Origin of the sequence: Streptomyces sp. NPDC050423 (genome assembly GCF_040655445.1) — a bacterium.
Taxonomy (GTDB): Bacteria; Actinomycetota; Actinomycetes; order Streptomycetales; family Streptomycetaceae; genus Streptomyces.
Window position 1 is genome coordinate 37,981 of record NZ_JBFAJY010000011.1, and the last position, 26,024, is coordinate 64,004.

At 69.1% G+C, this 26,024-nt stretch carries 18 protein-coding genes, 1 tRNA gene and 3 pseudogenes; 19 read left to right on the forward strand and 3 right to left on the reverse strand.

What is annotated here, in order from left to right; translation table 11 throughout:
- Positions 1-55 precede the first annotated feature (55 nt).
- The 14 genes from AB0I52_RS10925 (at position 56) to AB0I52_RS10990 (ending at position 18,599) form a co-directional block, all read left to right on the forward strand.
- Positions 56-409 (forward strand): STAS domain-containing protein, encoded by a 354-nt coding sequence (locus tag AB0I52_RS10925; protein WP_003967428.1) that lies wholly within the window; start codon positions 56-58, stop codon positions 407-409.
- A gap of 456 nt (positions 410-865) precedes the next feature.
- Positions 866-1,339 (forward strand): ATP-binding protein, encoded by a 474-nt coding sequence (locus AB0I52_RS10930; protein WP_362965845.1) that lies wholly within the window; start codon positions 866-868, stop codon positions 1,337-1,339.
- 281 nt (positions 1,340-1,620) lie between these two features.
- Positions 1,621-4,056, forward strand: coding sequence for a sodium-translocating pyrophosphatase (locus tag AB0I52_RS10935; RefSeq protein ID WP_363071066.1), 2,436 nt, complete (start codon positions 1,621-1,623; stop codon positions 4,054-4,056).
- A gap of 320 nt (positions 4,057-4,376) precedes the next feature.
- Positions 4,377-5,027, forward strand: coding sequence for a small secreted protein (locus AB0I52_RS10940; protein WP_363071068.1), 651 nt, complete (start codon positions 4,377-4,379; stop codon positions 5,025-5,027).
- A gap of 142 nt (positions 5,028-5,169) precedes the next feature.
- Positions 5,170-6,696, forward strand: a complete 1,527-nt coding sequence (locus tag AB0I52_RS10945; protein WP_363071070.1) for a methyltransferase — start codon at positions 5,170-5,172, stop codon at positions 6,694-6,696.
- A gap of 109 nt (positions 6,697-6,805) precedes the next feature.
- The gene (locus AB0I52_RS10950) at positions 6,806-7,009 is read left to right on the forward strand and encodes a hypothetical protein (protein ID WP_363071072.1); all 204 of its coding nucleotides are present in this window, start codon (positions 6,806-6,808) and stop codon (positions 7,007-7,009) included.
- A gap of 162 nt (positions 7,010-7,171) precedes the next feature.
- On the forward strand, positions 7,172-7,369 hold the full coding sequence (locus tag AB0I52_RS10955; RefSeq protein ID WP_363071074.1) for a hypothetical protein: 198 nt from the start codon (positions 7,172-7,174) through the stop codon (positions 7,367-7,369).
- A gap of 389 nt (positions 7,370-7,758) precedes the next feature.
- Positions 7,759-10,650, forward strand: coding sequence for a type I DNA topoisomerase (gene topA, locus AB0I52_RS10960; protein ID WP_363071076.1), 2,892 nt, complete (start codon positions 7,759-7,761; stop codon positions 10,648-10,650).
- 311 nt (positions 10,651-10,961) lie between these two features.
- Positions 10,962-14,270 carry a dTMP kinase gene (gene tmk, locus AB0I52_RS10965; protein WP_363071078.1) on the forward strand — a complete coding sequence of 1,103 codons (3,309 nt, stop codon included), beginning with the start codon at positions 10,962-10,964 and terminating at the stop codon, positions 14,268-14,270.
- 308 nt (positions 14,271-14,578) lie between these two features.
- Positions 14,579-15,784, forward strand: a complete 1,206-nt coding sequence (locus tag AB0I52_RS10970; protein WP_363071080.1) for a DNA polymerase III subunit delta' — start codon at positions 14,579-14,581, stop codon at positions 15,782-15,784.
- A 101-nt stretch (positions 15,785-15,885) separates the two neighbouring features.
- Positions 15,886-17,430, forward strand: a complete 1,545-nt coding sequence (locus AB0I52_RS10975; protein ID WP_363071082.1) for an alpha/beta hydrolase — start codon at positions 15,886-15,888, stop codon at positions 17,428-17,430.
- Positions 17,431-17,549: 119 nt separating this feature from the next.
- Positions 17,550-17,623 (forward strand) — tRNA-Thr (locus AB0I52_RS10980).
- A 344-nt stretch (positions 17,624-17,967) separates the two neighbouring features.
- Positions 17,968-18,321 carry a hypothetical protein gene (locus AB0I52_RS10985; protein ID WP_363071084.1) on the forward strand — a complete coding sequence of 118 codons (354 nt, stop codon included), beginning with the start codon at positions 17,968-17,970 and terminating at the stop codon, positions 18,319-18,321.
- 113 nt (positions 18,322-18,434) lie between these two features.
- Positions 18,435-18,599, forward strand: a complete 165-nt coding sequence (locus AB0I52_RS10990; RefSeq protein ID WP_363071086.1) for a hypothetical protein — start codon at positions 18,435-18,437, stop codon at positions 18,597-18,599.
- A gap of 34 nt (positions 18,600-18,633) precedes the next feature.
- Here AB0I52_RS10990 and AB0I52_RS10995 read toward each other — a convergent pair whose 3' ends face one another.
- Complete coding sequence (locus AB0I52_RS10995; protein ID WP_363071088.1) at positions 18,634-19,275, reverse strand: hypothetical protein; 642 nt, start codon at positions 19,273-19,275, stop codon at positions 18,634-18,636.
- Positions 19,276-19,337: 62 nt separating this feature from the next.
- On the opposite strand from AB0I52_RS10995, the gene AB0I52_RS11000 reads away from it, so the two are divergent.
- The 4 genes and pseudogenes from AB0I52_RS11000 to AB0I52_RS11015 form a co-directional block, all read left to right on the forward strand.
- Entirely contained in the window at positions 19,338-19,682 is a 345-nt protein-coding gene (locus tag AB0I52_RS11000) for a hypothetical protein (RefSeq protein ID WP_363071090.1), read from the forward strand.
- A gap of 207 nt (positions 19,683-19,889) precedes the next feature.
- Positions 19,890-20,285 (forward strand): hypothetical protein, encoded by a 396-nt coding sequence (locus AB0I52_RS11005; RefSeq protein WP_363071092.1) that lies wholly within the window; start codon positions 19,890-19,892, stop codon positions 20,283-20,285.
- 697 nt (positions 20,286-20,982) lie between these two features.
- Complete coding sequence (locus AB0I52_RS11010; protein WP_363071094.1) at positions 20,983-22,968, forward strand: hypothetical protein; 1,986 nt, start codon at positions 20,983-20,985, stop codon at positions 22,966-22,968.
- 287 nt (positions 22,969-23,255) lie between these two features.
- Positions 23,256-24,163: pseudogene (locus AB0I52_RS11015) on the forward strand (IS3 family transposase); the annotation flags it as partial.
- 211 nt (positions 24,164-24,374) lie between these two features.
- On the opposite strand, the pseudogene AB0I52_RS11020 reads toward AB0I52_RS11015, so the two are convergent.
- A pseudogene (locus AB0I52_RS11020) lies at positions 24,375-25,099 on the reverse strand (transposase); the annotation flags it as partial.
- Between the two features lie 318 nt (positions 25,100-25,417).
- Positions 25,418-25,717, reverse strand: a complete 300-nt coding sequence (locus AB0I52_RS11025; RefSeq protein WP_363071096.1) for a hypothetical protein — start codon at positions 25,715-25,717, stop codon at positions 25,418-25,420.
- 152 nt (positions 25,718-25,869) lie between these two features.
- On the opposite strand from AB0I52_RS11025, the pseudogene AB0I52_RS11030 reads away from it, so the two are divergent.
- Positions 25,870-26,007 (forward strand): annotated as a pseudogene (locus tag AB0I52_RS11030) (IS5/IS1182 family transposase); the annotation flags it as partial.
- Positions 26,008-26,024 lie beyond the last annotated feature (17 nt).

A 26,024-nucleotide genomic window follows, 5' to 3' on the forward strand; every position in this document is an offset into this window, starting at 1 on the left:
GCTCCGCCGGGGAGACCGAGGGGCGACCGCTCGATAGCAAGGTGCTGGAGGATCCGTGGACCTGTCCTTGTCGACTCGCAATGTGTCCGGCCCTGGTGGCGACCGTACGGTCGTCGAGGTCGGTGGCGAGATTGATGTGTATACCGCGCCCAAGCTGCGCGAGCAGTTGGTCGAGTTGGTGAATGACGGCAGCTACCACTTGGTTGTCGACATGGAAGGCGTCGACTTTCTCGACTCCACCGGCCTCGGCGTGCTCGTGGGCGGCTTGAAGCGTGTGCGGGCCCATGAGGGCTCGTTGCGCCTGGTCTGCAACCAGGAGCGCATTCTCAAGATTTTCCGGATCACCGGCCTGACCAAGGTGTTCCCGATTCACACCACGGTCGACGAGGCCGTTGCGGCAACCGACTGACGGCCCCGCGGTCGGATCGGCTCCAGGGCCGGTCCGGCGGCAGCGGGTGCCACCGCAGTCGATGCCGTTGGTAGCTCCGGAGGAAGACAGCCGGAGTGATGGCGGCGGTTCGTCGGCGGCTGGTGACTCCAGTGGCCGGTGATTCCGGTGGCTGGCGATTCCGGTGTCAGGCATCGGCCTGTCACTCGGTCGGCGGTCGTCGGCTGATCTATTTGCCGGTCCATTTGCCGGCCGGTCGCTCACACGATCGGATCAGCCGTCAGCCGTCAGCCGTCAGCCGTCAGCCGTCAGCCGTAAGGCAGCGGCCGAATGTTGTCCGGACATCATCCGTCGGGCCGGTGTCCGGCGGTTGCCGGGCAGGTGTGCCGGTCGGCGGTGTCCGGAAAGAAGAGCGCAGGAGTGCCGGGCCACCCGCCCGGTTCCTGGGATGCACACACGTACGTTCGAGGGGATCGCATGGCCACCGTTGAACTTCGCTTCAGCGCCCAGCCCGAACACGTCAGAACGGCCCGCCTCGTGGCGGCTGCCGTGGCGCGCCGGGCCGGGGTCGACGAGGCCGTGCTCGACGAGGTCAGACTCGCCGTGGGAGAAGCCTGCAGCCGTGCAGTCGGGCTGCACCGCAGCCATGGCATCACCGCTCCCGTCACGGTCGTCCTGACCGAGGAGGAGAAGTCCTTCTCCATCGAGGTCGCCGACGAGGTGCCGGGCCCCGGCAGCGACGGGGCCGTACCCGGCACGTCCGGACGCGGCGGCGCCACGCCCGGTGTGGGACCGGACGAGCCGGAACCTGATCCGGAGGGCGACGGCGAGGACGAGATGGGCCTCGCGGTCATCAGCGGTCTGGTCGACGACGTGGAAGTCAGATCCGGTGCGGACGGCGGAGTCATCCGGATGAGCTGGCCGAAGACGCCGGCGACCGTACTGCCCTGAGTGGGGCGCGTCCCGGGGCGGTTCGGCCGGCCCGGTGGCGTGGGCGTCACCCCTGATCAGTTTTTCGAGGCCCTGCTGAGCAGGGCCTTTTTTCATTTCTGCTTGATCGGTGATCTACGGACAATGCGTCTGCCCCATTACTGCATTCGGTCCAGTCGGCAGAGGTGATCAATTGCCGTTAGGTGGATGAAGGTCAATTACATTTACCGCGCACTGTTTTGATCGTGTTCTGCTACCTACAATCCGTCCACGTCTTGAGCGCTGAGCGTCAAGGAGGACGTATGGCGGGGTTCGGCACCACACCACTGGCAGAACTGACGCAGTTTTCCGCACTTTCCGACCCACCCACCACTCTCGCGGCAGCGGTACTCACCGATGACAACCGCGTCATCGTGATCGTCGTCGCGGTCGTCGCTGTCGCGGCACTGCTGGTCGCCCAGCTGCTGGCACGCCAGGTGCTGGCGGCCGGTGAGGGCACCGACCGCATGAAGGAGATCGCGGGGGCCGTCCAGGAAGGCGCAAATGCCTATCTGGCACGGCAGTTGCGAACGGTAGGCATCTTCGCCGTCGTGGTCTTCTTCCTGCTTCTGCTGCTTCCGGCCGACAACTGGTCGCAGCGAGCGGGCCGTTCGGTGTTCTTCCTGGTGGGTGCGCTTTTCTCGGCGGCCACCGGATACATCGGGATGCGGCTTGCCGTTCGGAGCAATGTGCGGGTGGCCGCCGCCGCGCGTGAGGCGACTCCCGCGGAAGGCGAACCGGAAAAGGATCTCACCGCCGTTTCGCACAAAGCGATGAAGATCGCATTTCGTACCGGCGGCGTGGTCGGCATGATCACCGTGGGCCTCGGCCTCCTGGGCGCTTCCTGCGTGGTGCTCGGCTACGCCGCCGACGCGCCCAAGGTGCTGGAGGGCTTCGGGCTCGGTGCGGCGCTGATCGCGATGTTCATGAGGGTCGGCGGCGGCATCTTCACCAAGGCCGCCGACGTCGGTGCCGACCTGGTCGGCAAGGTGGAACAGGGTATTCCGGAGGACGATCCGCGCAATGCCGCCACCATCGCCGACAACGTGGGTGACAACGTCGGGGACTGCGCGGGCATGGCGGCCGACCTCTTCGAGTCGTATGCCGTGACGCTGGTCGCCGCGCTCATCCTCGGCAAGGCCGCTTTCGGTGACGCGGGGCTGGCCTTTCCCCTGATCGTGCCCGCGATCGGCGTGATCACCGCGATGATCGGCGTATTCGCGGTCGCCCCGCGGCGCAGCGACCGCAGCGGGATGACCGCCATCAACCGCGGGTTCTTCATCTCGGCGGTCATCTCGCTCGTCCTGGTGGCGGTCGCGGTCTTCGTCTACCTGCCGTCCTCGTACGCGGATCTGGACGGTGTCACCGATACGTCGATCACCTCGCACGGCGGGGATCCACGGCTCTTCGCCCTGGTCGCCGTTGCCATCGGCATCGTGCTCGCGGCCCTGATCCAGCAGTTGACGGGGTACTTCACCGAGACCAACCGGCGCCCCGTCAGGGACATCGGTAAATCCTCGCTGACCGGAGCGGCCACCGTCGTACTCGCCGGCATCTCCATCGGCCTGGAGTCCGCCGTCTACACCGCGCTGCTGATCGGGCTCGGCGTCTACGGGGCGTTCCTGCTCGGTGGTACGTCGATCATGCTGGCGCTCTTCGCAGTGGCGCTGGCCGGGACCGGACTGCTCACCACCGTCGGGGTCATCGTCGCCATGGACACCTTCGGTCCGGTCTCCGACAACGCTCAGGGCATCGCCGAGATGTCCGGCGACGTCACCGGCGCCGGTGCCCAGGTCCTCACCGATCTGGATGCCGTCGGCAACACCACCAAGGCCATCACCAAGGGCATCGCCATCGCCACCGCCGTTCTGGCGGCGGCGGCGCTCTTCGGTTCCTACCGTGACGCGATCGCCACCGCGGTCGACGACGTCGGCGCCTCGGCCGGGGAGATGGGGCTGAGCCTGGACATCTCGCAGCCCAACAACCTGGTGGGCCTGATCGTCGGCTCGGCGGTCGTCTTCCTCTTCTCCGGCCTGGCCATCAACGCGGTGTCCCGGTCCGCCGGGGCCGTGGTCTACGAGGTGCGCCGGCAGTTCCGCGAGCACCCCGGGATCATGGACTACACCGAGAAGCCGGAGTACGGACGCGTCGTCGACATCTGCACCAAGGACGCGTTGCGCGAGCTGGCTACGCCCGGTCTGCTGGCGGTGCTGGCGCCGATCGCGGTCGGCTTCAGCTTCGGGGTCGGGGCGCTCGGTTCGTATCTCGCCGGCGCGATCGGCACCGGGACGCTGATGGCGGTCTTCCTCGCCAACTCCGGCGGTGCGTGGGACAACGCCAAGAAGCTCGTCGAGGACGGGCATCACGGCGGCAAGGGGAGCGACGCCCATGCCGCGACCGTCATTGGCGACACGGTCGGCGACCCGTTCAAGGACACGGCCGGGCCGGCGATCAACCCCTTGCTCAAGGTGATGAACCTGGTGGCGCTGCTCATCGCGCCCGCGGTGGTGAAGTTCAGCTACGGCGAGGACGCGAGCGCCGGGGTGCGCGCGGTGGTGGCCGCGCTCGCCATCGCGGTCATCGTCGGTGCGGTCTACGTCTCCAAGCGGCGCGGGATCGCCGTGGGGGACGACGGCGACTCCGGAGGTGAGGACGGGGGCAGCTCGGCCAGGCCGGCCGACCCGGCGGCCGTTCAGTGAGGCGGCCGTCCGAGAAGACCCGCGTCGGCGACGCTCCGGGACACCCCAGCCGGACTGCCTGAGGTCAATGGGCGACCGAAATGACGAACGGGCGGGCGGGCGAGGCATTCTGATGCTTCGTCCGCCCGTTGGGCTGTCCGAACGAGTGCTTGTTCGTTCAGGTGTTCCTGTATGTGGGGGCCATGTGGGTGAGTTGTATCTCCCATGTTTCGCTTGGTGCAAATGGCTTCAAAAGGTCACCCATGGGACGCCGGGCGCCCGGATGAAGGGCGCTCGCCGTGTAAGTTCCGGGGCCGAGAGCCTTGGAAGGGACCAATCCGGTGAACAAGAAGCTTGCGGCCGCGCTGTCCGGCGGTGCGGTACTGGTACTTACGCTGTCGGGCTGCAGCGACGACAGCGACAACAAGGTGAACGACTGGGCCAAGAAGGTCTGCGACCAGGTCCAGCCCCAGCTGCAGAAGATCGCGAACGCCAACGCCTCCATCCAGCAGCAGACCGCCGACAACAGCAAGCCCGCCGACGTCCAGGAGACCGACTCGGCCGCCTTCCAGCAGATCTCCCAGGCCTACAAGGCACTGGGCTCGGCGGTCGACTCGGCGGGCCCGCCGCCGGTCGACAACGGTGAGACCACGCAGAAGGAGGCCGTGAAGGAGCTCAACGCCTCCTCCGCGGCCTACGCGAATCTGCAGAAGAAGGTCGATGATCTCGACACGAAGGACCAGGCGAAGTTCGCCGACGGCCTCAAGGGCATCGCTGACGAGCTGAACAAGATCAGCACCAACGGTGACCAGGCGCTGAAGAAGCTCCAGTCCGGCAAGGTCGGCACCGCGATGGCCAAGCAGGAGGGCTGCCAGAAGCCGACGGCCTCGGCATCGCCGTCGGCCGGCTCCTCGAAGGACTCCGGGGAACCGAAGGACTCGAAGGCATCGAAGGAGGCGTCCTCTGCCGCCTCGCCCAGCGAGAAGTCGTAACCGGGCAGCCCCCGGCCGCGGCCGCATACCCCGAACGAGCAGCTGTACGACCGCCGGCCGGCGGTCGTGCGACCGGCCCGGCGGCCCCTGACGGGCCGGCGGGCCGCTGCCGTTGTCAGTGGGAGCCGCCACAATGGGTCACGTGAGTAAGACCAGCCTTCCCGCACCCGACCATGCGACCCGGCTCCGCGAAGCCCTGCTCGCCGCCGCCTTCACCGCCGATGGGCTCCTCGACCTGCTCGGTGCGCCCGCCTACGCCGCGCTCGCCCGCAGCGAGACCGTTCCGGCGCTGCGTGCCACCCCGGGGGAGGCGCCGCTCGACACGCTGGTGCGGCTCTTCCTCCTCCAGCACCCGGTTCCGGCCGGGCGGGCGGCTGCCGTGCTGCCGCTGCCGGAATGCGTGGCGGACGGCTGGCTGACCGAGTCGGACGGCGAGGTGCGCGCGTCCGTCGACGTGCGGCCGTACAGCGGGCCGGACGGCCAGGACTGGTTCATCGTCTCCGACCTGGGCTGCGCCGTCGGCGGCGCGGGCGGCATCGGCTCGCACGAGGAGGGCGTCGTCCTCGGCATCGGCGGCGCGTCCACCACCCTCGCCGGGATCACCGTGCGCGGACCCGTCGCCTCCGCCCTCGATATCGGTACGGGCTCCGGCATCCAGGCGCTGCACGCCTCGCAGCACGCCACCAGGGTCACCGCCACTGACCTCAACCCGCGCGCCCTCGGCTTCACCCGACTCACGCTCGCCCTGTCCGGCGCCGCCCCGGCCGATCTGCGCGAGGGGTCCCTCTACGAACCCGTCGCCGGCGAGACGTACGACCTGATCGTCTCCAACCCGCCCTTCGTCATCTCGCCCGGCGCCCGGCTCACCTACCGCGACGGCGGCATGGCGGGCGACGACCTGTGCCGGACCCTGGTGCAGCAGACCGGCGCCCGGCTGAACGAGGGCGGATACGCCCACTTCCTGGCCAACTGGCAGCACACGGAGGACGAGGAGTGGCAGGACCGGCTGCGTTCCTGGGTGCCGAACGGCTGTGACGCCTGGGTCGTGCAGCGCGAGGTCCAGGACGTCACGCAGTACGCGGAGCTGTGGCTGCGCGACAGTGGCGACCACCGCACGGAGCCCGCGGAGTACGCCGCGCGGTACAACGCCTGGCTGGACGAGTTCGAGGCCAGTGGGACCAAGGGCGTCGGCTTCGGCTGGATCACACTGCGGAAGTCCGCCGCGGCGGCCGCCGGGTACCCGTCGATCGTGATCGAGGAGTGGCCGCACGCGGTGGAGCAGCCGCTCGGACCGGCCATCGAGACGCACTTCGCCCGTCAGGACTATCTGCGCGACCAGGACGACGCCGCGCTCCTGGCCGGCTACTTCACCCTCGCCGACGAGGTCATGCAGGAGCAGGTCGGGCTGCCGGGTGCGGAGGATCCCGAGCACGTGGTGCTCCGTCAGAACCGGGGTATGCGACGCGCGACGAAGGTCGACGCGGTCGGCGCCGGATTCGCCGGCGTGTGCGACGGATCGCTGCCCGCGGGCCGGATCCTCGACGCCATCGCCCAGCTGATGAACGAGGACCCGGTGCTGCTGCGCGACCGCACCCCGCAGGCCATCCGGCTGCTGGTCGAGGAGGGCTTCCTGGAACCGGTGCCCCCGGCCGGCCGACCAGCCGGATGATCTGATCGGGCCGGATGACCCGATCGGGCCGGACGAGCCATCCCCCGGCGCGGGGCTGCTGAGCCGCCGAAACCGGGCTCCGCTCTGATTCGGCGGTGCACTGCAGTATGTGCTGAACGGCCTTGTCATCAGCGTCTTCATGGTCTGCGCCGCATGTCTGCTGCTCGGTCTGCGGGTTCCGGTTCGCGTTCTGCCCGGGTTGGCCGCGGTCGTGCTCGCCGCGGCGGTGGGGTGTGCCACGTTCGGCCTGGCGCCGGCCCACGCCGCCGAAGCAGCACGTGAGTTGTCCGTCGCCGGCCGCACGTACGGATGACGTGTTCACAGCCCCGACCCGCTGTTCACCCGGGGTTCGCGTCGCCGACGTCCCGTGGTGCGAGCCTCCCCCGAAACGGTGCGACACGAAGCCGTGCGGCGCGGTGTGACCCCGCGGGTACCCACCCCGGTCCGCGCCGGGGGGACAGAGAGGCGTACGGACATGGAGAGCGGACCTGCGATCTTCGCCGGAACGGCATTCGCGCTGTTCGGTGCCGCGCTGCTGCTGTGGACGGGGGCGTGCGTGCTGCACCGCGCGCCGGTGGCGCACAGGGCTAGCCCCGTCGTTTCCGCCGTACTCGCCACTGTGTTCGGCGTAGTTTTCCTCGTCCTCGGGGTGTGGTGCTTCACATGCGTCTGAAGCACGCGTTTCAGACGCATGTCTGAAACGCGTGTCTGAAGTGCCCGTTTGAACACGTGTATGAATGCGCGTCCGAATCTGCCGTGAGCCGCTCACCGCCCGGGGTGGACCCGGAACACGCCCGGCCTGCCCGCACCTCGCCCCCGGCACCCGAAGGGCGGCCACAGCCCCTCCGAAACCCGCAGGCAGCGGCCCTGTACGCGACGGACCGAGCGGGCCGGGCGGCAGGAAAGGCGGAAGTCGGGTTACCGTTCGAGTGGCCGTTGCGGGCTTTTGCCGTTTGACACGGGGGCGGGTTGTACCGTCACACTCCGCAGCGACAGCACTGTCGGCAGCGCGATCGCGCTGCCCGGATGCCCACCGAGCGTCGACCGGAGAGAAGAGCGAAGTTGTCCCCGACCAGCGAGACCGCACAGGGCGGCCGCCGACTCGTCATCGTCGAGTCGCCTGCCAAGGCGAAGACGATCAAGGGCTATCTCGGCCCCGGATACGTCGTCGAGGCGAGCGTCGGGCACATCCGCGACCTCCCGAACGGCGCCGCGGAGGTGCCGGACGAGTACACCGGCGAGGTGCGCCGGCTCGGCGTCGACGTCGAGAACGACTTCCAGCCCATCTATGTCGTCAATGCCGACAAGAAGGCCCAGGTCAGGAAGCTCAAGCAGCTACTGGCCGAGTCGGACGAACTCTTCCTCGCCACCGATGAGGACCGTGAGGGCGAAGCCATCGCGTGGCACCTGCAGGAAGTGCTCAAGCCCAAGGTCCCGGTCCACCGGATGGTCTTCCACGAGATCACCAAGGACGCGATCCGGGCAGCCGTCGCCAACCCGCGCGAGCTCAACCAGCGCATGGTCGACGCCCAGGAAACCCGCCGGATCCTCGACCGTCTCTACGGCTACGAGGTCTCGCCGGTCCTGTGGAAGAAGGTCATGCCGCGCCTGTCGGCGGGCCGTGTCCAGTCCGTCGCCACCCGCCTCGTCGTCGAGCGGGAGCGCGAGCGCATCGCCTTCCGCTCCGCCGAGTACTGGGACCTGACCAGCACGTTCGCCACCGGCCGCACCGGTGACGCCTCCGATCCCTCGACGCTCACCGCACGCCTCAGCGCGGTTGACGGGCGCCGTATCGCCCAGGGCCGCGACTTCGGTCCGGACGGGCAGCTCAAGTCCGGCTCCGGCCAGACGCTGCACCTGGACGAGACGAACGCCCGCGCCCTGGCCGCCGCGCTCGCCGACTCCGCGTTCGCCGTACGGTCCGTCGAGTCGAAGCCGTACCGCCGTTCTCCGTACGCACCCTTCCGTACGACGACCCTCCAGCAGGAGGCGAGCCGGAAGCTGGGCTTCGGGGCCAAGGCCACCATGCAGGTCGCGCAGAAGCTGTACGAGAACGGCTTCATCACGTATATGCGTACCGACTCCACGACCCTCTCGGACACCGCGATCTCCGCGGCCCGTGCCCAGGTCACGCAGTTGTACGGGGCGAACTACCTGCCGGACAAGCCGCGCACGTACGCCGCCAAGGTCAAGAACGCGCAGGAGGCGCACGAGGCGATCCGTCCCTCCGGGGACCGCTTCCGCACCCCTGCCGAGACCGGCCTCACCGGCGACCAGTTCCGGCTCTACGAACTGATCTGGAAGCGGACCGTCGCCTCCCAGATGAAGGACGCGGTCGGTAACTCCGTCACGGTCAAGATCGGCGGCCGGGCGAGCGACGGCCGGGACGCCGAGTTCTCGGCGTCCGGCAAGACGATCACCTTCCACGGCTTCATGAAGGCGTACGTCGAAGGCGCCGACGACCCGAACGCCGAGCTCGACGACCGTGAGCGCCGCCTGCCGCAGGTCACCGAGGGCGACGCGCTGACCTCGGACGAGATCTCCGTCGACGGCCATGCGACGAAGCCGCCGGCCCGGTACACCGAGGCCTCGCTGGTCAAGGAGCTCGAAGAGCGCGAGATCGGCCGTCCGTCGACGTACGCCTCGATCATCGGGACGATTCTCGACCGCGGATACGTGTTCAAGAAGGGGACGGCGCTCGTGCCGTCGTTCCTCTCGTTCGCCGTGGTCAACCTGCTGGAGAAGCACTTCGGCCGGCTGGTCGACTACGACTTCACGGCCCGCATGGAGGACGACCTCGACCGCATCGCACGCGGTGAGGCCCAGTCCGTGCCGTGGCTGAGGCGTTTCTACTTCGGTGCGACCGCCGGGGACGAGGCGGCCGGTGCCGGAAAGGCCTCCGACGCGGGCAACGGCGACGGCGACCACCTCGGCGGGCTCAAGGAGCTCGTCACCGACCTCGGTGCCATCGACGCCCGGGAGATCTCCTCGTTCCCCGTCGGCAACGACATCAAGCTCCGCGTCGGCCGGTACGGCCCGTACATCGAGCGCGGCGAGAAGGACTCCGAGGGCCACCAGCGCGCGGACGTCCCCGAGGACCTGGCGCCCGACGAACTGACCGTCGAGTACGCGGAGGAGCTGCTGGCCAAGCCGAGCGGCGACTTCGAACTCGGTGCGGACCCGGTCAGCGGGAACCAGATCATCGCCAAGGACGGGCGCTACGGCCCGTACGTCACCGAGGTGCTGCCCGAGGGCACCCCGAAGACCGGCAAGAACGCGGTGAAGCCGCGGACCGCCTCGCTCTTCAAGTCGATGTCGCTGGACACGGTGACGCTGGCCGACGCGCTGAAGCTGATGTCGCTGCCGCGCGTCGTCGGTGAGGACGCCGAGGGTGTCGAGATCACCGCGCAGAACGGCCGCTACGGCCCGTACCTGAAGAAGGGCACGGACTCTCGGTCACTGACCTCCGAGGACCAGCTCTTCGACATCACGCTCGACGAGGCGCTGGCGATCTACGCCCAGCCGAAGCAGCGAGGCCGGGCCGCGGCCAAGCCGCCGCTGAAGGAACTGGGCACGGACCCGGTGAGCGGGGCGCCGGTGGTCGTGAAGGACGGCCGCTTCGGCGCGTACGTCACCGACGGCGAGACGAACGCGACGCTGCGGTCCGACGACAGCGTCGAGGAGATCACGCCGGAGCGCGGGTACGAGCTGCTCGCCGAGAAGCGGGCCAAGGGGCCCGCCAAGAAGAAGACGGCGAAGAAGGCCCCGGCCAAGAAGGCGACCGCGAAGAAGGCGCCGGCGAAGAAGACGGCTGCGGCGAAGAAGACGGTGGCGAAGAAGACGACTGCGGCTACGGCGAAGAAGACCGCGGCGAAGAAGACGACTGCGGTCGCGAAGAAGTCCGCTTCCGCTTCCGCTTCTGCCTCTGCGTCGTCGTCGTCGACGGGGGAGTGACCTCGCGGGGTTTCTGAACGCCGGACGGGCTGGAGATGTTTCTCCAGCCCGTCCGGCGTTTGTTCTGTGGTTCGGGGGCGGGGGTGGGGCGCCTGCGGCGTGCCTTGTCCCCTCCCCGCCCCTTCCCGTAACCGGGGCTCCGCCCCGGACCCCGCTCCTCAAACGCTGGAGGGGCTGAAAGTGACGGCCGACCGGGTGGCGGGCTGGGGTGGGGTGGAATCGGGGGCGGGACGGGGTGGGTGTGGGTGGCCGGCGGTCGTATGTTCGGATGCGGGCCCCGGGCACCGGTCTGCTCCCGATAGGCTGGGCGGATGACGCGAGCCGAGCAGCCAACGGTCGTGAGCCCCACCTCCGACACACTTGCCGCAGACTCACGCGAGCGCGCCGTACGAGCCCTGTTGCGTATTCCCCCGCTGAAGCGGTTGTGGAGCGCCCAGCTCGTCGGTGGTATCGGCGATGCACTCGCCCTTCTCGTGCTGGTGTTGCTGTCGCTGCAAGCGGCGGTCCTTGAGGGCTCATTCGGATCCGGATACCGCGGGGCGGCCTTCGCCGTCGCCGCCGTGTTCGGTGCCCGGATTATTTCCACCTTGCTCTTCGGAGCCGTACTTCTGGGGCCGTTGACGACCCTGACGGCGCCGGGCGGGCCGATCGACCGGCGATGGCTGATGATCGGGGCGGACGGGCTGCGGCTCGCGCTGCTCGTCGTCGCACCGCTGTGGATCGACTGGATGCCCGATCGGGCACTCATGATGATCCTGATCACCGTCTTCGTCACCGGCGTCGGCGAACGCCTGTGGCGGATCGCCAAGGAGAGCGCCGCTCCCGCACTGCTGCCCGCCCCGCCCATCGAGGGCGCCGCGGTACGCCCGCTGCCGGACCACCTCGGCGCGCTGCGCCGGCTCTCCCTGCGCACCGATTTCGCCTCAGTCCCCGTCGCCGCGGCCGTGCTGCTGGTGGCCACGCTGATCGGGAACCTGCTGGGCTCGGGCCTGGACTGGTTCTCCTTCCACCAGGCGGCCCTCGGCTCGTACGTAGCGGCCGGGCTGTTCTCCGCCTCCATCTCCATCCTGTACTTCCTGGAGCTCCCCGCTACGGCCACGCCCCGGCCGCGCTCCCCCCTGGAGGGGCTGCGCCGGCCGTCCACCGGCGATGAGCGGGACAAGGGCCGCACCGGTGCCGTCCCGCTGATCGTCGCGACCTGCGCCGCTGTCGCCGGAGCGATCGCGGCCGCGGGAGCCGCCGCCGTGCTGCACGCCCCCGACCTGGGCGGCGGCCCCGTCACCTTCGCGCTGCTGATCCTCGCCCTCACCGGCGGTACGGGGGTCGGTATCCGCACCGCCGGCAAGGTGCTGCCGACGCTGTCGCGGCGACGGCTGCTCTCCCTGGCCACCGCCGTCACCGGAGTCGCGCTCCTGGTGATGGGCCTGGTGCCGGACACGACGACCGTCGTGCTGATCGCGGTGCTCGCCGGATACGCGGCGGGCGTCGCCGCGAACACCGGCCATGTCCTCGTCGACCAGGAGTCCGAGGAGTTCCGCCGGGCGCGGACCACCGAACACCTCCAGGCCGTCGTCCGGGTCCTGATCGCGCTCGGCGCGGTCGGGGGCCCGCTGCTGGCCGCCGCCATCGGTACGCACCGGCTGACAGCCGGTGACTTCGTATTCGCGCACGGTGGTGCCGCTTTCACCCTGATGCTGATCGGCGCCCTGCTGCTGCCGGTCGCCGCGATCGTCCTCGCGAAGACGGACGACCGTTCCGGAGTGCCGCTGCGCCGCGATCTGCGCGAGGCGCTGCGCGGCGGCGATCCGGCCGTCGCACCCGCCACGACCGGTTTCTTCCTCGCCCTGGAGGGCGGCGACGGAGCGGGCAAGTCCACTCAGGTGGAAGCGCTCGCCGAGTGGATCCGGGCCAAGGGCCACGAGGTCGTCGTCACCCGGGAGCCCGGGGCCACGCCCGTCGGCAAGCGGCTGCGGTCGATCCTGCTCGACGTGTCCTCGGCCGGGCTCTCCAACCGTGCCGAGGCGCTGCTGTACGCCGCCGACCGTGCCGAGCACGTCGACTCGGTCGTGCGTCCGGCGCTCGAGCGCGGCGCGATCGTCATCTCCGACCGCTACATCGACTCGTCCGTCGCCTACCAGGGCGCGGGCCGCGATCTCGCGCCGACCGAGATCGCCCGGATCTCGCGGTGGGCGACGAGCGGGCTCGTACCGCATCTGACGGTGCTCCTGGACGTGGATCCGGAGACGGCGCGCGAACGGTTCACCGAGGCGCCCGACCGGCTGGAGTCCGAGCCGCCCGAGTTCCACGCCCGGGTGCGCGCCGGCTTCATGACGCTGGCCGCGGCCGACCCGACGCGCTACCTCGTGGTGGACGCCGGCCAGGACCCGGAGTCGATCACCACGGTCGTACGGCACCGGCTCGACCAGCTCCTTCCGCTCTCCGAGGCCGAGATCAAGGCCCTGGAAGAGGCACGCAAGGCCGCCCTGGAAGAGGCCAGGCGCCTCGCCGAGGAAGAGGCGGCGCGCAAGGCCGAGGAGGAGCGCCTGGAGCGCGAGCGGCAGGAACAGCTCGCCAGGCTCCGTGCCGAGGAGGAGGAGCGCAAGCGCCAGGAGCTGGAGGAAGCGCGTCGCCGCGAGGCCGAACGCCAGGCGGAGGAGGCCCGGCAGCGCGCCGAGGAGGCCCGCCGGATCGCGGAGGAGCAGCGAGCCCGGCTGGAGGCCGAGGAAGCCGCCCGCGAGGTTGAGCAGGCGCGGCTGCGCCGCCAGGCCGAGGAGGAGGCGCGGCAGCGTCAGGAGGCCGAGGCACGGCGTCTTGAGAAGCAGCGCAAGGCCGAGGAGGCACTGCTCAGGGCCGAGGCGGCACGCCGTCAGGCCGAGGCAGAGGCGGCCGCCGCGGCCGAGACCGCGCGCGCGGAAGCTGCCGCCGCCGAGGCGGAAGCGGCGGAGGCCGAGAGGGCTGCGAGGGCTTCCCGGGCGTCCGGGTCCTCGTCCTCCTCGTCCTCGTCGTCCTCTTCGTCCTCTTCGTCAGGGTCGTCCGGGCCGTCCATGCCGGACAACGAGCTGACCGTGCCGACCCCGATCGTCAACCCGAACGAGATCACTCAGCCGGTTCCTTCCCCGGTGGATCCGCCGTCCGGCGCGACGCGTTCCGGTTCCCGTTCCTCGTCCGCCACCTGGCCCTCCGACGAGGCCGAGACGACGATGATCCCGAAGGTCACCGACCCGGACGAGCGCTCCGGCGGGCGGGACGCGGCTGGTGCGATGGACGAGACGACGGTGCTCCCGCCGGTACGGGACGCGGGCCGCGGGTCCGTGCGGGACGCCGATCCGGCCGACCGGGTACCGCGGGGCATATTCCGGGACGAGCACCCGGCGGGCTCCGTACCGGAGCGCGAGAACGAGCGCACCCGCGAGCTCCCGCAGGTCACCGACCCGAACGCGCCCCAGCAGCCGGCTCCGGACCAGCAGGAGCGCTCCGGCCGGCCGTCCCGGCGGCCCCGCCCCGACTGGGCGGAGGAGACCCCGCTGGACGATCTGCCGACGCTGGCGGACGAACTGCTCGGCGACCACGACGACGAGGGCCCCGCGTCCCCGGGCCGGGGACGTCGCCCGCGCCGCTGATCCGGGTACGTACGGGAGCCCCGGGCGACTGGTGTCTGGGGCTCCCGGCGCGTTCCAGGGCGCTTGCCGGTCAGCCGGCCGCCTGCTTAACGGTCAGCCGGGACGCTGCCGGGATTGTCAGACCCGTCCCCCACAATGGGAAGCCGGATCGACGCCCGGTCGATGCCGGACCGACGAGAGCCACGGCAAGAGCCGGGTTGAGGTCCACGGCAAGAGCCGGGACGAGATCCACGACGAGCCACACAGGGCCGAGCCGCCGTTCCACGGAAGGGCAGCGCGGCCGCACACCTCCGGAAGGGCGGTGACCCATGTCCGTATGGGACGACCTGGTCGGCCAGGACCGGGTGCAGGAGCAACTCGGTGCCGCCGCCCGGGACGCCGACGTGCTGGTCTCCGCCATCGCGGCGAGAGAACCGGTGCCGCCCGGCTCGAAGATGACCCATGCCTGGCTGTTCACCGGCCCGCCGGGCTCCGGACGGTCCACCGCCGCCCGCGCCTTCGCCGCCGCTCTGCAGTGCACCAGTCCGGACCGTGCCCTGGGCGGGGCGCCGGGGTGCGGTTTCTGCGACGGGTGTCACACCAGCCTCATCGGTACGCACGCCGATGTCGACGTGATCCGTACCGACCTGCTCTCCATCGGTGTGAAGGAGACCCGGGAGCTGGTCCGCCGCGCCCAGCTCTCCCCGGCCGTCGGACGCTGGCAGGTCATCGTCATGGAGGACGCCGACCGCCTCACCGAAGGCGCGGGCAATGTTCTGCTGAAGGCGATCGAGGAGCCCGCGCCCCGTACCGTGTGGCTGCTCTGCGCGCCCTCACTCGAAGACGTACTGCCGACGATCCGGTCCCGCTGCCGTCACCTCACGCTGCGCACCCCGTCGGTCGAAGCGGTCGCCGACGTCCTGATCCGGCGCGACGGCATCGACCCGGAGCGGGCCGCGGCCGCCGCCCACGCCACCCAGGGCCACATCGGCAGGGCCCGCCGCCTCGCCACGGACGAGCGGGCCCGCTCCCGTCGTGCGGCGGTCCTCAGACTGCCGCTGCGTGTGGAGGACATCGGCGGCTGCCTCAAGGCCGCGCAGGAGCTGATCGACACCGCCACCGACGACGCGAAACAGGTCGCCGAGGGCGTGGACGTCAAGGAGACGGAAGACATGAAGGCCGCGCTCGGCGCGTCCGCCGGAGGCCGGATGCCGCGCGGCACGGCCGGGGTGATGAAGGAGCTGGAGGACAGGCAGAAGCGCCGCAAGACCCGTACGCAGCGCGACAGCCTGGATCTGGCGCTCACCGAACTGACCGGCTTCTACCGCGATGTGCTCGCTCTTCAGCTGGGCTCGCGGATCGCCATCGCCAACACCGACGCGCAGGACTCCCTCGACCGCATCGTCCGTTCGTCCACCCCCGAGCGGACCCTGCGCCGGATCGAGGCGGTGATCGCCTGCCGCCGGGCGCTGGACCGCAATGTGGCCCCGCTGCTCGCGGTGGAGGCGATGACGATGGCGCTGCGGGCGGGTTGACGTAACGAGTCCGGTGGCCGTCGCGGTCCGGCGGCCGGCACCGAATCACCCGAATGGGCAGGGAATCGGGCGAGTCGTCACCCGGCGGCTACGCTCCGGACATGGACACCAGGCGCCCGCTCCGCACTCTCGCCCTCGCGCTCGGCACTGCCGGCCTGCTCATCTCCGGCTGCAGCAGCGGAAGTTCGACGACGAGCGCCTCCTCGTCCATCCCTTCGGCCACCGCCTCCCCGGTCCCCGCGGCGCTGAAGACGTTCTACGCGCAGCACCTCAGCTGGCGGGACTGCGGTGTCACCGGATTCCAGTGCACCACGATGAAGGCGCCGCTCGACTACGCGAAGCCGGACGGCGGCGAGATCAAGCTGGCGGTCTCCCGTAAGAAGGCCACCGGGCCCGGCAAGCGGATCGGCTCCCTGCTGGTGAATCCGGGCGGCCCCGGCGGATCGGCCATCGGCTACCTCCAGGGCTACGCCGCGATCGGCTACCCCGCCCAGGTACGGGCCCGCTACGACATGGTGGCCATCGATCCGCGCGGGGTGGCGCGCAGCGAACCCGTCACCTGTCTCACCGGTCCGCAGATGGACGCCTACACCCAGGTCGACCAGACGCCGGACGACGCGGGCGAGGTCACCGCGCTGAGCGGTGCGTTCAAGAAGTTCGCCACGGGCTGCGAGCAGCGCTCGGGGGAGATCCTGCCGCATGTCTCCACCGTTGAGACGGCGCGTGACATGGACATCCTGCGCGCGCTGCTCGGTGACGACCGGCTGAACTACGTCGGGGCCTCGTACGGCACGTTCCTGGGCGCGACGTACGCCGAACTCTTCCCCGCACGGGCCGGGCGGCTCGTCCTCGACGGCGCGATGGACCCGTCGCTTCCCTCGGTCGAGATGAACCGCGACCAGACCGCGGGGTTCGAGACGGCGTTCCAGTCCTTCGCCGGTGACTGCGTGAAGAAGGCGGACTGTCCGCTCGGCACCACGTCCACGTCCGAGGCCGCGAACAGGCTGAAGCAGCTCTTCGCCGACCTCGACGCCAAACCGATCGCCACGGGCGACCCCCGCAAGCTCGGCGAGTCCCTGGCCACCACGGGCGTCATCGCCGCCATGTACGACGAGACGGCCTGGCCCCAGCTCCGCGAAGCGCTCACCGCAGCCCAGAAGGGCGACGGCTCCGGCCTTCTCTCCCTGGCGGACAGCTACTACGAACGCGAGCCCAATGGTTCGTACGCGAACCTGATGTATGCCAACGCGGCCGTGAACTGCATCGACCTCCCGCCCGCCTTCACCACCTCCAAGGCCGTCACTCAGGCACTCCCCACCTTCGAGAAGGCCTCCCCGGTCTTCGGCAAGGGCTTCGCCTGGGCCTCCCTGAACTGCGCCTACTGGCCGGTCCGCGCCACCGGCACCCCGCACCGCATCAAGGCGGAGGGTGCGGCCCCGATCGTGGTGGTCGGCACCACCCGGGACCCGGCCACCCCGTACAAGTGGGCCAAGTCCCTGGCCGGCCAGCTCTCCTCCGGGACCCTCCTCACGTACCAGGGCGACGGCCACACGGCGTACGGCCGTGGCAGCGACTGCATCGACACGGCGATCAACACGTACCTCCTGGAGGGCACCCCGCCGAGCGACGGCAAGAAGTGCTCCTGACCCCACCCACCGCGCCGCTGACCTGCGACTACACCCCGGCGAGAGGCCGGTACGGAGCACCCTCGGAAACTGTGTAGACTTGGGCCCGCTGCTGATCGCACCATGGTGTGACAGGGCGTGCCGCCTTAGCTCAGTTGGCCAGAGCAACGCACTCGTAATGCGTAGGTCTCGGGTTCGAATCCCGAAGGCGGCTCTGTAGAAGCCTCAGGACTCACTCGCCGTGACCTGGGGCTTTTGCTTTTCCCTGAGCCTCGTGGGTCCTCCGGTCCGGTCTGAAGACGGCTCCGGAAGGTCAGGGGAGCGCGAGGGGAGCGCATCGGGACAGGTGGAGGACGACGGACTGTTCCCGGGGAGCGCACGGTGCGCGCGGCCGAAGGCCGTTGTTGGTCCCGTTTCTCTGGTGGCTCGGTGCTGGCCGTAGGTGCGTTGGAGCGTCCGGTGGGCGGAATGAGTCCCCGGATGGCCCGGCGTTCGTGGTGCTGCGGTGTCCTGTTGGGTTGTCGCATCCCGACAGGAATGAACTCGTAGGCTGGAGAGGTGCCGGATATCCAGCAGGGCGTGGAGTTCAAGGCGATCGTCGCCGAGACGAGCGCGGTGCTGTTGACACGCGGCGTCGAGGTCGAACCGGTGGCTGTGCGCGACGTGGTGGCGCTGATGGTCTGCTCGGTTGCCGAGCGGATGGGCGTGGATCAGGAGGAGGCGCTTCACCTGGTCCGGCCGGAGTCGGTTGCCGAGGCGATCGCCGCCGCCGCGGACCCTGGCCGCGAGGGTGCCGAGCATGTGTACGCGGTGCGGCCGGTGCGAGTCGACGCCCGTGCCGTCGCACTGCCTGTAGTGGTGGCGGGCCGTCTGGTGATGGCCGCCGCACAGGCCGGCAGTACGCGACGCTGAACGGCGACGGCCGCACCGCCTCGCACGTCCTGGACCTGGCGACCGAGATCGGAGCGGCCCTGACCGTCGCGGGCGTCGGTGACGGGACCGAAGCTGAGGTTCCGGTGGGCGTGGTGACCGAACTCGCCGACGTCACCGAGACCGTAGCCCTGCGCGTCGAACGCGACGGCTGGAGCATCTGCCCCTGCGGCGAAGAGCACGACCAAGCCGAAACGGACGCGGGAATGCCCGCGACCTTGCGCGCCGACGCCGCTCTCGCACGCCGCTACGTCCGTTGACGTCACCGCCCGGCCCTGCCGAGCGCTGCCTCACTCATCCCAGGAACAACACGTACCCGAACCGTTCCAGGTTTGATCGACCGTGGAAGAAGACGTGAAAAAGAGCGAACTTCTGGCCTCCAGCCGGCGCCTCATGCACTTGGCCCTCGGAGAACTCGGGGCCCCTGACCAGCAAGTTGACGTGGTTGTCCTCCATGCAGGCGTTGCCATTGAGCATGCACTCAAGGCACACCTGTGCTCCATCCACCCCTCGCTCGTCGCCGACGGACGCGACCTCCCGAGTCTGCTGCACGCAGCAGACCGGGGTAACCTCGCCAAGAAGGAACTGTCCCTGATCAAAACCATCGGTGCCGTCGAAGCCTTCTCGCGGGTCACCAAGATCCTTGACAAGGGCAAGCTCACAGTCACAGAGGCTCAGTTCCGCGTGATCGCTGACGCACGCAACGGCGTCGCTCACATCGGAGTGCACGACACCGCCAAGATTGAGGACCTTCTCAGCAACGGGATCAAGATTGTCGATGCCGTTCTCGTCGCTCTCGAAGAAGACGCTGCTGAGGGGAGAGTTCCAGCCTCTCCACGACAAGATCCTCGGAGAGAAGCGTCGCGCGGACTTCCTCCGAATCGAGGCGTTGAAGATCCGTGCCAACAAGACATACGTGACGCGGTTCGGTGCCATCGACACAGAAGAGCGACACAGAAGAGCGACGCAGGGCCGTAGCCAGCGCGCAGGTACACAGCATGGTCGCAGGGCAGGCGACAGCGATGCGCGATTGCCCCGCATGCTCCAGCCAAGGCTGGGTCGGCGGTGATCTAGACACCGACTTTACGGCCGAAGAGCCCGAGGTCGTGATCGTCACCCGGCACTTCCTGTGTAGCGTCTGCGGATTCGCCCTCGACGGCCACCTTCTCGGCTACATCGCCAACCTCGACGAAGACATCCCCGTGGGGCCGGCCGCGACCTTCACGTACGCCGACGGCAGCACCCATGAGGACCTGTGGATGAATCTCGCCTCGGACACATTCCGAGATCGCAGGCGTGAGGAGGAGGAAGAAGCTCTGCGTGCCCAGCTCGAGGGCGACTGAGGATAGGAGCCGAGGAGGCGACCTTGCTGGATAGGGCCATGTCCGAACCCAGCTCGGATTCTTGCTCGTCTTTCGCCAACTGGGCGGAACGTGCCGCGGCGATTGCACCCCACCTGCCTCGCAACGGTGGCCCAGCACGCCGACAAGAAGAAGTGATCTCCGGGCATACCTCTCACGGCTCGGCAGGCAACGCGGCACACTGATCCGATGGCATACGACCTCTCGAAGGGTGCGCCTGCACCCGGGCCCGAAGCGCAGGTCTTCAAGGCTTACGTCGCTACCGTGACGCTCTATGCGGACCGCGCTCAGATCAGGCGCAAGTTCATGGGGAAGGTGACCGGCGCCAAAGACTCCGTGGTCGCCCTCGGTGATGTCATCAAGGCCCAGTTCAAGGAGCCGACCCGCCTCGTGAACGGGTACGTACAGCTCGCCACCGAGCAGGATCGGGGTCAGCTTCGGATCGCGACCGCCGAGGCGCAGAAGGCCATCGCGAACAACTCTCGCACCGTCCTCTTCACGTGGAACCAGCGGGAGACTTACGTCGCCTACCTGGCAGCGGTTAACGCTGGCGTCCAAGCCCAGGGCGGCAATCCGTTCGGATAAGACGCATTTCATCCGGTTTGTGGCGTCCATCGATGAGCTCAGCTGCCAACTGGTGAGCCGGCGTAGAAGGAATTGACGGCTATAGCCCATGCGGGCTGGCCCTGTGGGACGCGACGGGCCCGGGCCGGCGGGATGCTGACCGGGGCCGGTGTGCTGGACTGCTCAGGCGCTGCGGTCGTTCGTCGTCGCTTCGCTGGCTGGCGGACGCTCGGCTGGGCGGCGAGTAGGTGGTTCAGGAAGTGGCGCAGATGTTGATCGTGGTCATGTGCTGGGGGTCGCGGTGTCCGAGTTGGGCCGGGGGCGGCGGCGTTCTGGAGCGCGGCGGACTCCGCGGGGGCCGGTACGCCGCCGGAGACCCCTCGCGTTGATCCCTGGGCCGGGTCACCTTCCCTCACTTTTGCGCGAAGAGTCACCGCACTGTGATGGGAGGCGAGTATTCGCGACTTCGACAACGCGAGCTCACCAGGCCAACCCCTGGCTTACCGGCCACCAAAGCCGACCCATGTTCACGCGGCTGCGCTGCCCAGGGCGTCCCACCAAGGTGGGGCGTAACCTATTGTGCAGGAATGGTTGCGATGCGTAATTGGCCGGGTGAGGTGCGAGCCCTTGATCAGCGCCCCCGGCCGAACATTCGAAACAGACGCCGCGATGCTCCGCGCGGACTGTGCGGCGAGGCCGACTCGGGCCGGGTGTTCACATGGTGAAGAAGGTCTTGGTCGCCCTCGGGATCGTGGTGTTCCTTCAAAGCCTGTTCGCGCTGTGCCTGGTCAGTGCGCTGCAGCTGCTGGTTCCACGGAACATGCCGTTCGGGGTCACAGGTGCCTCCCCGGTGGTGAATGCCGTGACGTCGAAGGTGTCGCTACAGACGCTCGGCTACGCGGACGAGTCCGCAGTGCTCGGCGCGATCAACCAGAGCAAGATCTACGGGGCCTACCTCCCCGGCGCGACGAGCGACACCCTGATCGTCGTCCCCGCCAAGAGCTTCTTCGGCCGTGTGGAACTGGAAGCCGCGTTCGCCGACACGGCCAAGAAGCTCGGCAGGCCACTGACAGTGCAGACCGTCAAGCCGCTACCGCAGAGCGACCGCCTCGGCGGCGTCGCCGGCCTGCTCCTGGTCCCGCTGCTCATCGGCGGATACCTGGCCGCCGTCCTGCTTCTCAAGGCGACCAAGACGGCGGCCGCACCGTGGCACGTGGCGATGCTGGTCGGCTACTCGACGGTCGGCGCACTGGTGACCGACCTGATCGCCGGGCCGGGGATCGGCGCCTACCCCAACAGCCACTTCTGGCCGCTGCTGCCATGCTTCATACTCATCTCCGCCGCGGTCGCTCTGGCAGCCGCCGCCTTGCAACGCCTCGTCGGACCACTTGGCACCCTCCTGGTGGTGATCCTCTTCATCTTCCTGGGCGGCGCAGGATCCGGCGGCAGCGGGCTCTCCCTGCTGCCCTCCTACTGGCAGCACCTCGGCGCCGTCTTCCCGCCCCAGAGTGCCGTCACCCTGCTGCGCAACGTGCTGTACTTCGACGGGAACAACATCACCACCCCGCTCATCATCCTCGGCCTGTACGCACTGGGCGGGGGCGTCGTGGTCGGCTACCTGGGACGGTGGCGGCAGGCCAGGACGACGGCCGACGCGGCGGAGGGGAAGAGTGCCACGACCGCGCAGCCTTCTGGCCCGAGGCCCGCTGTCCAGATCCTTGTCGCGCTGGCGATCGCCGGGCTGATGCAGTGCCTGTTCGCTGTCAACTACATCTCCTCCGGGCACGCACCCGTCGCGACCGATCTCCCCTTCGGCGTCACCGGCCCGTCCCCGATCCTGAACGCGGTCCAGAAGGGCTACTCGCTCAAGGTCACCCAGTACCCGACCGAAACCGCCGCGAAAGACGCGATCGACGAAGCCAAGATCTACGGAGCACTCGTTCCCGGACGGACGTCGAACACCCTGATCGTCGTCCCCACGATCAGTGACGTCGCACCCCTTGACCTCGCGGCCACCTTCGAATCCGCCGCCAGGAGCCTCGGACGACCGCTCACCGTCCAGCAGTACGCCCCACATCCGCTGGCCAAGAAGGACCCCTTCGGCCTCGTCCCGTCGCTGATGCTGACTCCACTGCTCATCGGTGGCTATGTGAGCTCGACGATGCTCAGAACGGTGACCGGGACATCCACGGGAAGGTGGAGGGGCGCGATTCTCACCGCCTTCGCCATCGTGGCCGGCCTGGTGGTCAACCTCATCGTCGGCCCGTGGCTCCAGGGATATCCCACCGAGAAGTTCTGGATCGTCTGGCCGATCCTCTCCCTGGTCATCGCCGCGGTCGCCGTCGTCGCCGCCGTGCTGCAAAAGCTCCTCGGCGCCGCCGGAACACTCGTGACCGTCATCGTGGTCATGCTCTTCGGCAACCCCTCCTCCGGTGGAGCCAATGGAGTCCCCTACCTGCCCGCCTTCTGGCGCGACATCGGACCCTACCTACCGCCCCGCAACGCCTACATCCTGCTCCGCAACTGGATCTACTTCGACGGCCACGGCACCACTCAGGCACTCATCGTCCTGCTGCTCTACCTGCTCATCCCGGGAGTGGCCCTCGGCTTCCTCGGCTGGTTCCGCACACCGCAGATCCCGGTGACCCCCGAAACCGAGGCCGAGGCCACCGCTGTGACCGTTCCGGTCGGCGCTCTGCCCTAACATTGCCGCCCCACCGGACCGGTGTGCTGCACAGGTCAGCACGACCCGCCGTCAGGCCGGCCGGGCTGGCCTGACGGCGCCTTGACGAGTGCCTCACCGCGCCGGGCACGAGCAAGCCGCTGCGGCCAGGCTGCGGTTCGCCGCGTCTGGTGGTCCTGCCCGCGGGGCGCACGACCGCTCAGGTTCACTCACTGTGGCGTCCCCGGGGGCCAGACCCAGGAGGGCCTTGACCCCTGATGCTGGACACACGAGACACTGGATCCTGAGGATCTGAGAACGGACATCTCGTGGTCATGAAGAACTACCCGCCGCAGTTCAAGGCGGACGCGGTAGCACTGTACGAGTCGCGGCCGGAGGCGACGATCAGGTCGGTCGCCGCCGATCTGGGGATCAACCCGGAGACCCTGCGGAACTGGGTCAGGGCTGTCGGAGTAAGCCGTCCGCGGGGGCGCCGGACGCAGGAGCCGGCCCAGCCGCCGGCCCTGCTGGAGGCGGAGAATGCGGCTTTGCGGAAGAAGGTCCGCGAGCTCGAGGAGGAACGCGAGATCTTGCGGAAGGCGGCCAAGTATTTCGCCGGGGAGACGCGCTGGTGAACCGCTTCCAGTGTGTCGCCGACCTCCAGCGCCGCTACGGCGTGAAGCGGCTGTGCACCATCCTCGGCGTCAGCCGTTCGAGCTGCTACTACTGGCGCCGGACAGCCGCTGACCGGGCCGCCCGGCAGGTGGCCGACGCGAAGCTGGCCGCCCGGATACGGGCGGTGCACCAGGAATCGGAGGGCACCCACGGAGCCCCGCGAATCACCGCCGAGATCCGCGAGAGGTGCGGTGAGGCGGTCAACCACAAGCGCGTCGCGAGGATCATGCGGGCGTCCGGGATCGAAGGGGTCCGGTTGCGCCGCCGGCACCGCACCACCGTCCCCGACCCTGCAGCCGCCAAGGCCCCGGACCTGATCGGCCGCGACTTCACCGCCCCCAGGCCCAACACCAAGTACGTCGGCGACATCACCTACCTGCCCATCGACGGCGGGAAGTTCTGCTACCTGACGACCGTCATCGACCTCGCATCACGCCGTCTGGCCGGCTGGGCGATCGCCGACCACATGCGCACCGACCTCGTCACCGACGCCCTGGCCGCGGCGGTCCGAACCCGCGGCAGCCTCGCCGGATCGGTCATGCACACCGACCACGGAGCCCAGGGCGGATTCAACCGGTCCTCGCACTACCCGTGATCTGTGGGAGTCGCGAGGACCGTGGGCGTTGAGCGTGGTGACCTTGCGGGGGTGAGGGGGCGTTTCCTTGCGCGGCTGGATGTCGTGGGGAACGTGATCGTGGTGGCGCGTGAGCTGGGGGGTGCCTCTATGTCGTTCGTCAATCCCGCGCTGTCGGATTTAGGGGTGTCGGTCCCGTTCATGCGGCGAGTGTGACGGCGGGGGTTCGGGACTCGTAGAAGGTTCCGTCGCGGAGCATGGCGAACAGGACGCTGATGCGTTGGCGGGCGGGGCGGAGAAGGGCCTGGGTGTGGGTCTTTCCGCGGGCTCTTTGGCGGTCGTAGTAGGCGCGGGAGGCGGGATCGGCGTTCATGCGGGCGAAGGCGGAGAGGAACATGGCCCGTTTGAGCTGACGGTTTCCGCCTCGGGGTGCGTGTTCGCCGTGGATCGAGGTTCCCGACGACTTTGTGGTCGGGGCGAGCCCTGCGTAGGAGGCGAGGTGGGCGGCGGTGGGGAAGCTGGTGCCGTCGCCGACGGTGGTCAGCAGCACGGCGGCGGTCCTGACGCCGACGCCGGGCATCGAGGTCAGGACCTGGGAAAGAGGGTGAGCCTGCAGCAGGGTGTTGATCTGGGCTTCCAGGGCCGGCGTTGTTCGTGGACGGCGGCGAGCGATCGGGCCAGGGAGGGCACGACGATGTCGAGGGTGCCGGTCCCTGGAACGATCACGGTCTGCTCGTCGAGGGCGTCGAAGACGTCGTCGATGAGCCGGGCGGCCATGCGTGGCGCCTTGGGCCGGATGAGTTCGACGAGGCGGCGGCGGCCGGCCTTTCGCAGTGCGGCCGGGGAGCCGTGGCGTTCAAGGAGCCAGGTGACGGCCTGGTGGTCGAGGCGGGGGCCCAGGACGCGTTCCAGGCTGGGGTGGAACGTGGGTCGGTGCGCTTGCCGCGGCGGCATCCGAGGCGGGACGAGTACGAGCGGCTACGGGCCGGGGGTGTTGCGCGTCGGGTGGCAGCCCGGCAGGTCGGGGTGAACGAGCGCACGGCCAAGGACTGGGACTGGGGCGTCAAGAAGAGCCGCCACGGGCGGACCTACGTAGATGGCCGCCATGTCGATTACACAGTGAGGCCCATCTGACCTGCGCTCTCATCGCCCTTGATGCCCCGCGGCCTGACCCGCACACCGACAGCCCAAAAGGCTGCCGGGCATCGATGAACAACGATGGCCGGGGTGACAAGCACGCATTCAGCTCCTATGGCGCGACGGCAGCATCTGACCAACTCCCATAAGGAGCAGCCCCGAGATCACAAAGGCGTTCGCGCCGAAGAAGTGGACCTCCCAAGGCGGGCTCGGCACGATTCGGAAGTAAAACAGACCCTGTATCACGCAGGGCACGCCCACCAACAGCACTCCGAGACCGTAGATCGAGGGTCGGGTGACGCGGCGGCCCACCCCGGGTAACGTCCAGCCGGTGCGTATCGACGCCGTGCCCAGGGCGATCAGTAGCAAGCCCCCGAGCATGCCACTTCCAACGACCCATTCCATGGGTCCCTCCCGCTGTCTCCTGAGCGCCCACATCCCATTTCGCCTGCGCGCGGACCCCACCTCTGCCGATCATCCAAGCAGATCGAGACCATTACCAGCCCTTCAACCACCCCGGTTCGACGGGACGCGACTTCTCCAACCAGGAGGCCGTCTCCGTCAACGTCTCCGACGTCGAGATTCGCGCCGTCGGAGAGCAGGCCATGGCTTCCTTCAAGAACTGGCGCGTCCTGCGCAAGCTCCGCTACAGCACCGCGCGCATATCCGACGTGGTCAAAGCAGTTCTCGCGCTTACTTCACGGCGTCAGTC

Coding starts and splice junctions, on each gene's coding strand:
- AB0I52_RS10930 (WP_362965845.1), top strand. CDS start 866: ATGGCCACCGTTGAACTTCGCTTCAGCGCCCAGCCCGAACACGTCAGA.
- AB0I52_RS10935 (WP_363071066.1), top strand. CDS start 1,621: ATGGCGGGGTTCGGCACCACACCACTGGCAGAACTGACGCAGTTTTCC.
- AB0I52_RS10955 (WP_363071074.1), top strand. CDS start 7,172: ATGGAGAGCGGACCTGCGATCTTCGCCGGAACGGCATTCGCGCTGTTC.
- tmk (WP_363071078.1), top strand. CDS start 10,962: ATGACGCGAGCCGAGCAGCCAACGGTCGTGAGCCCCACCTCCGACACA.
- AB0I52_RS10970 (WP_363071080.1), top strand. CDS start 14,579: ATGTCCGTATGGGACGACCTGGTCGGCCAGGACCGGGTGCAGGAGCAA.
- AB0I52_RS10975 (WP_363071082.1), top strand. CDS start 15,886: ATGGACACCAGGCGCCCGCTCCGCACTCTCGCCCTCGCGCTCGGCACT.
- AB0I52_RS10995 (WP_363071088.1), bottom strand. CDS start 19,275: ATGGCACCGAACCGCGTCACGTATGTCTTGTTGGCACGGATCTTCAAC.
- AB0I52_RS11000 (WP_363071090.1), top strand. CDS start 19,338: ATGGTCGCAGGGCAGGCGACAGCGATGCGCGATTGCCCCGCATGCTCC.
- AB0I52_RS11005 (WP_363071092.1), top strand. CDS start 19,890: ATGGCATACGACCTCTCGAAGGGTGCGCCTGCACCCGGGCCCGAAGCG.
- AB0I52_RS11010 (WP_363071094.1), top strand. CDS start 20,983: ATGGTGAAGAAGGTCTTGGTCGCCCTCGGGATCGTGGTGTTCCTTCAA.
- AB0I52_RS11025 (WP_363071096.1), bottom strand. CDS start 25,717: ATGGAATGGGTCGTTGGAAGTGGCATGCTCGGGGGCTTGCTACTGATC.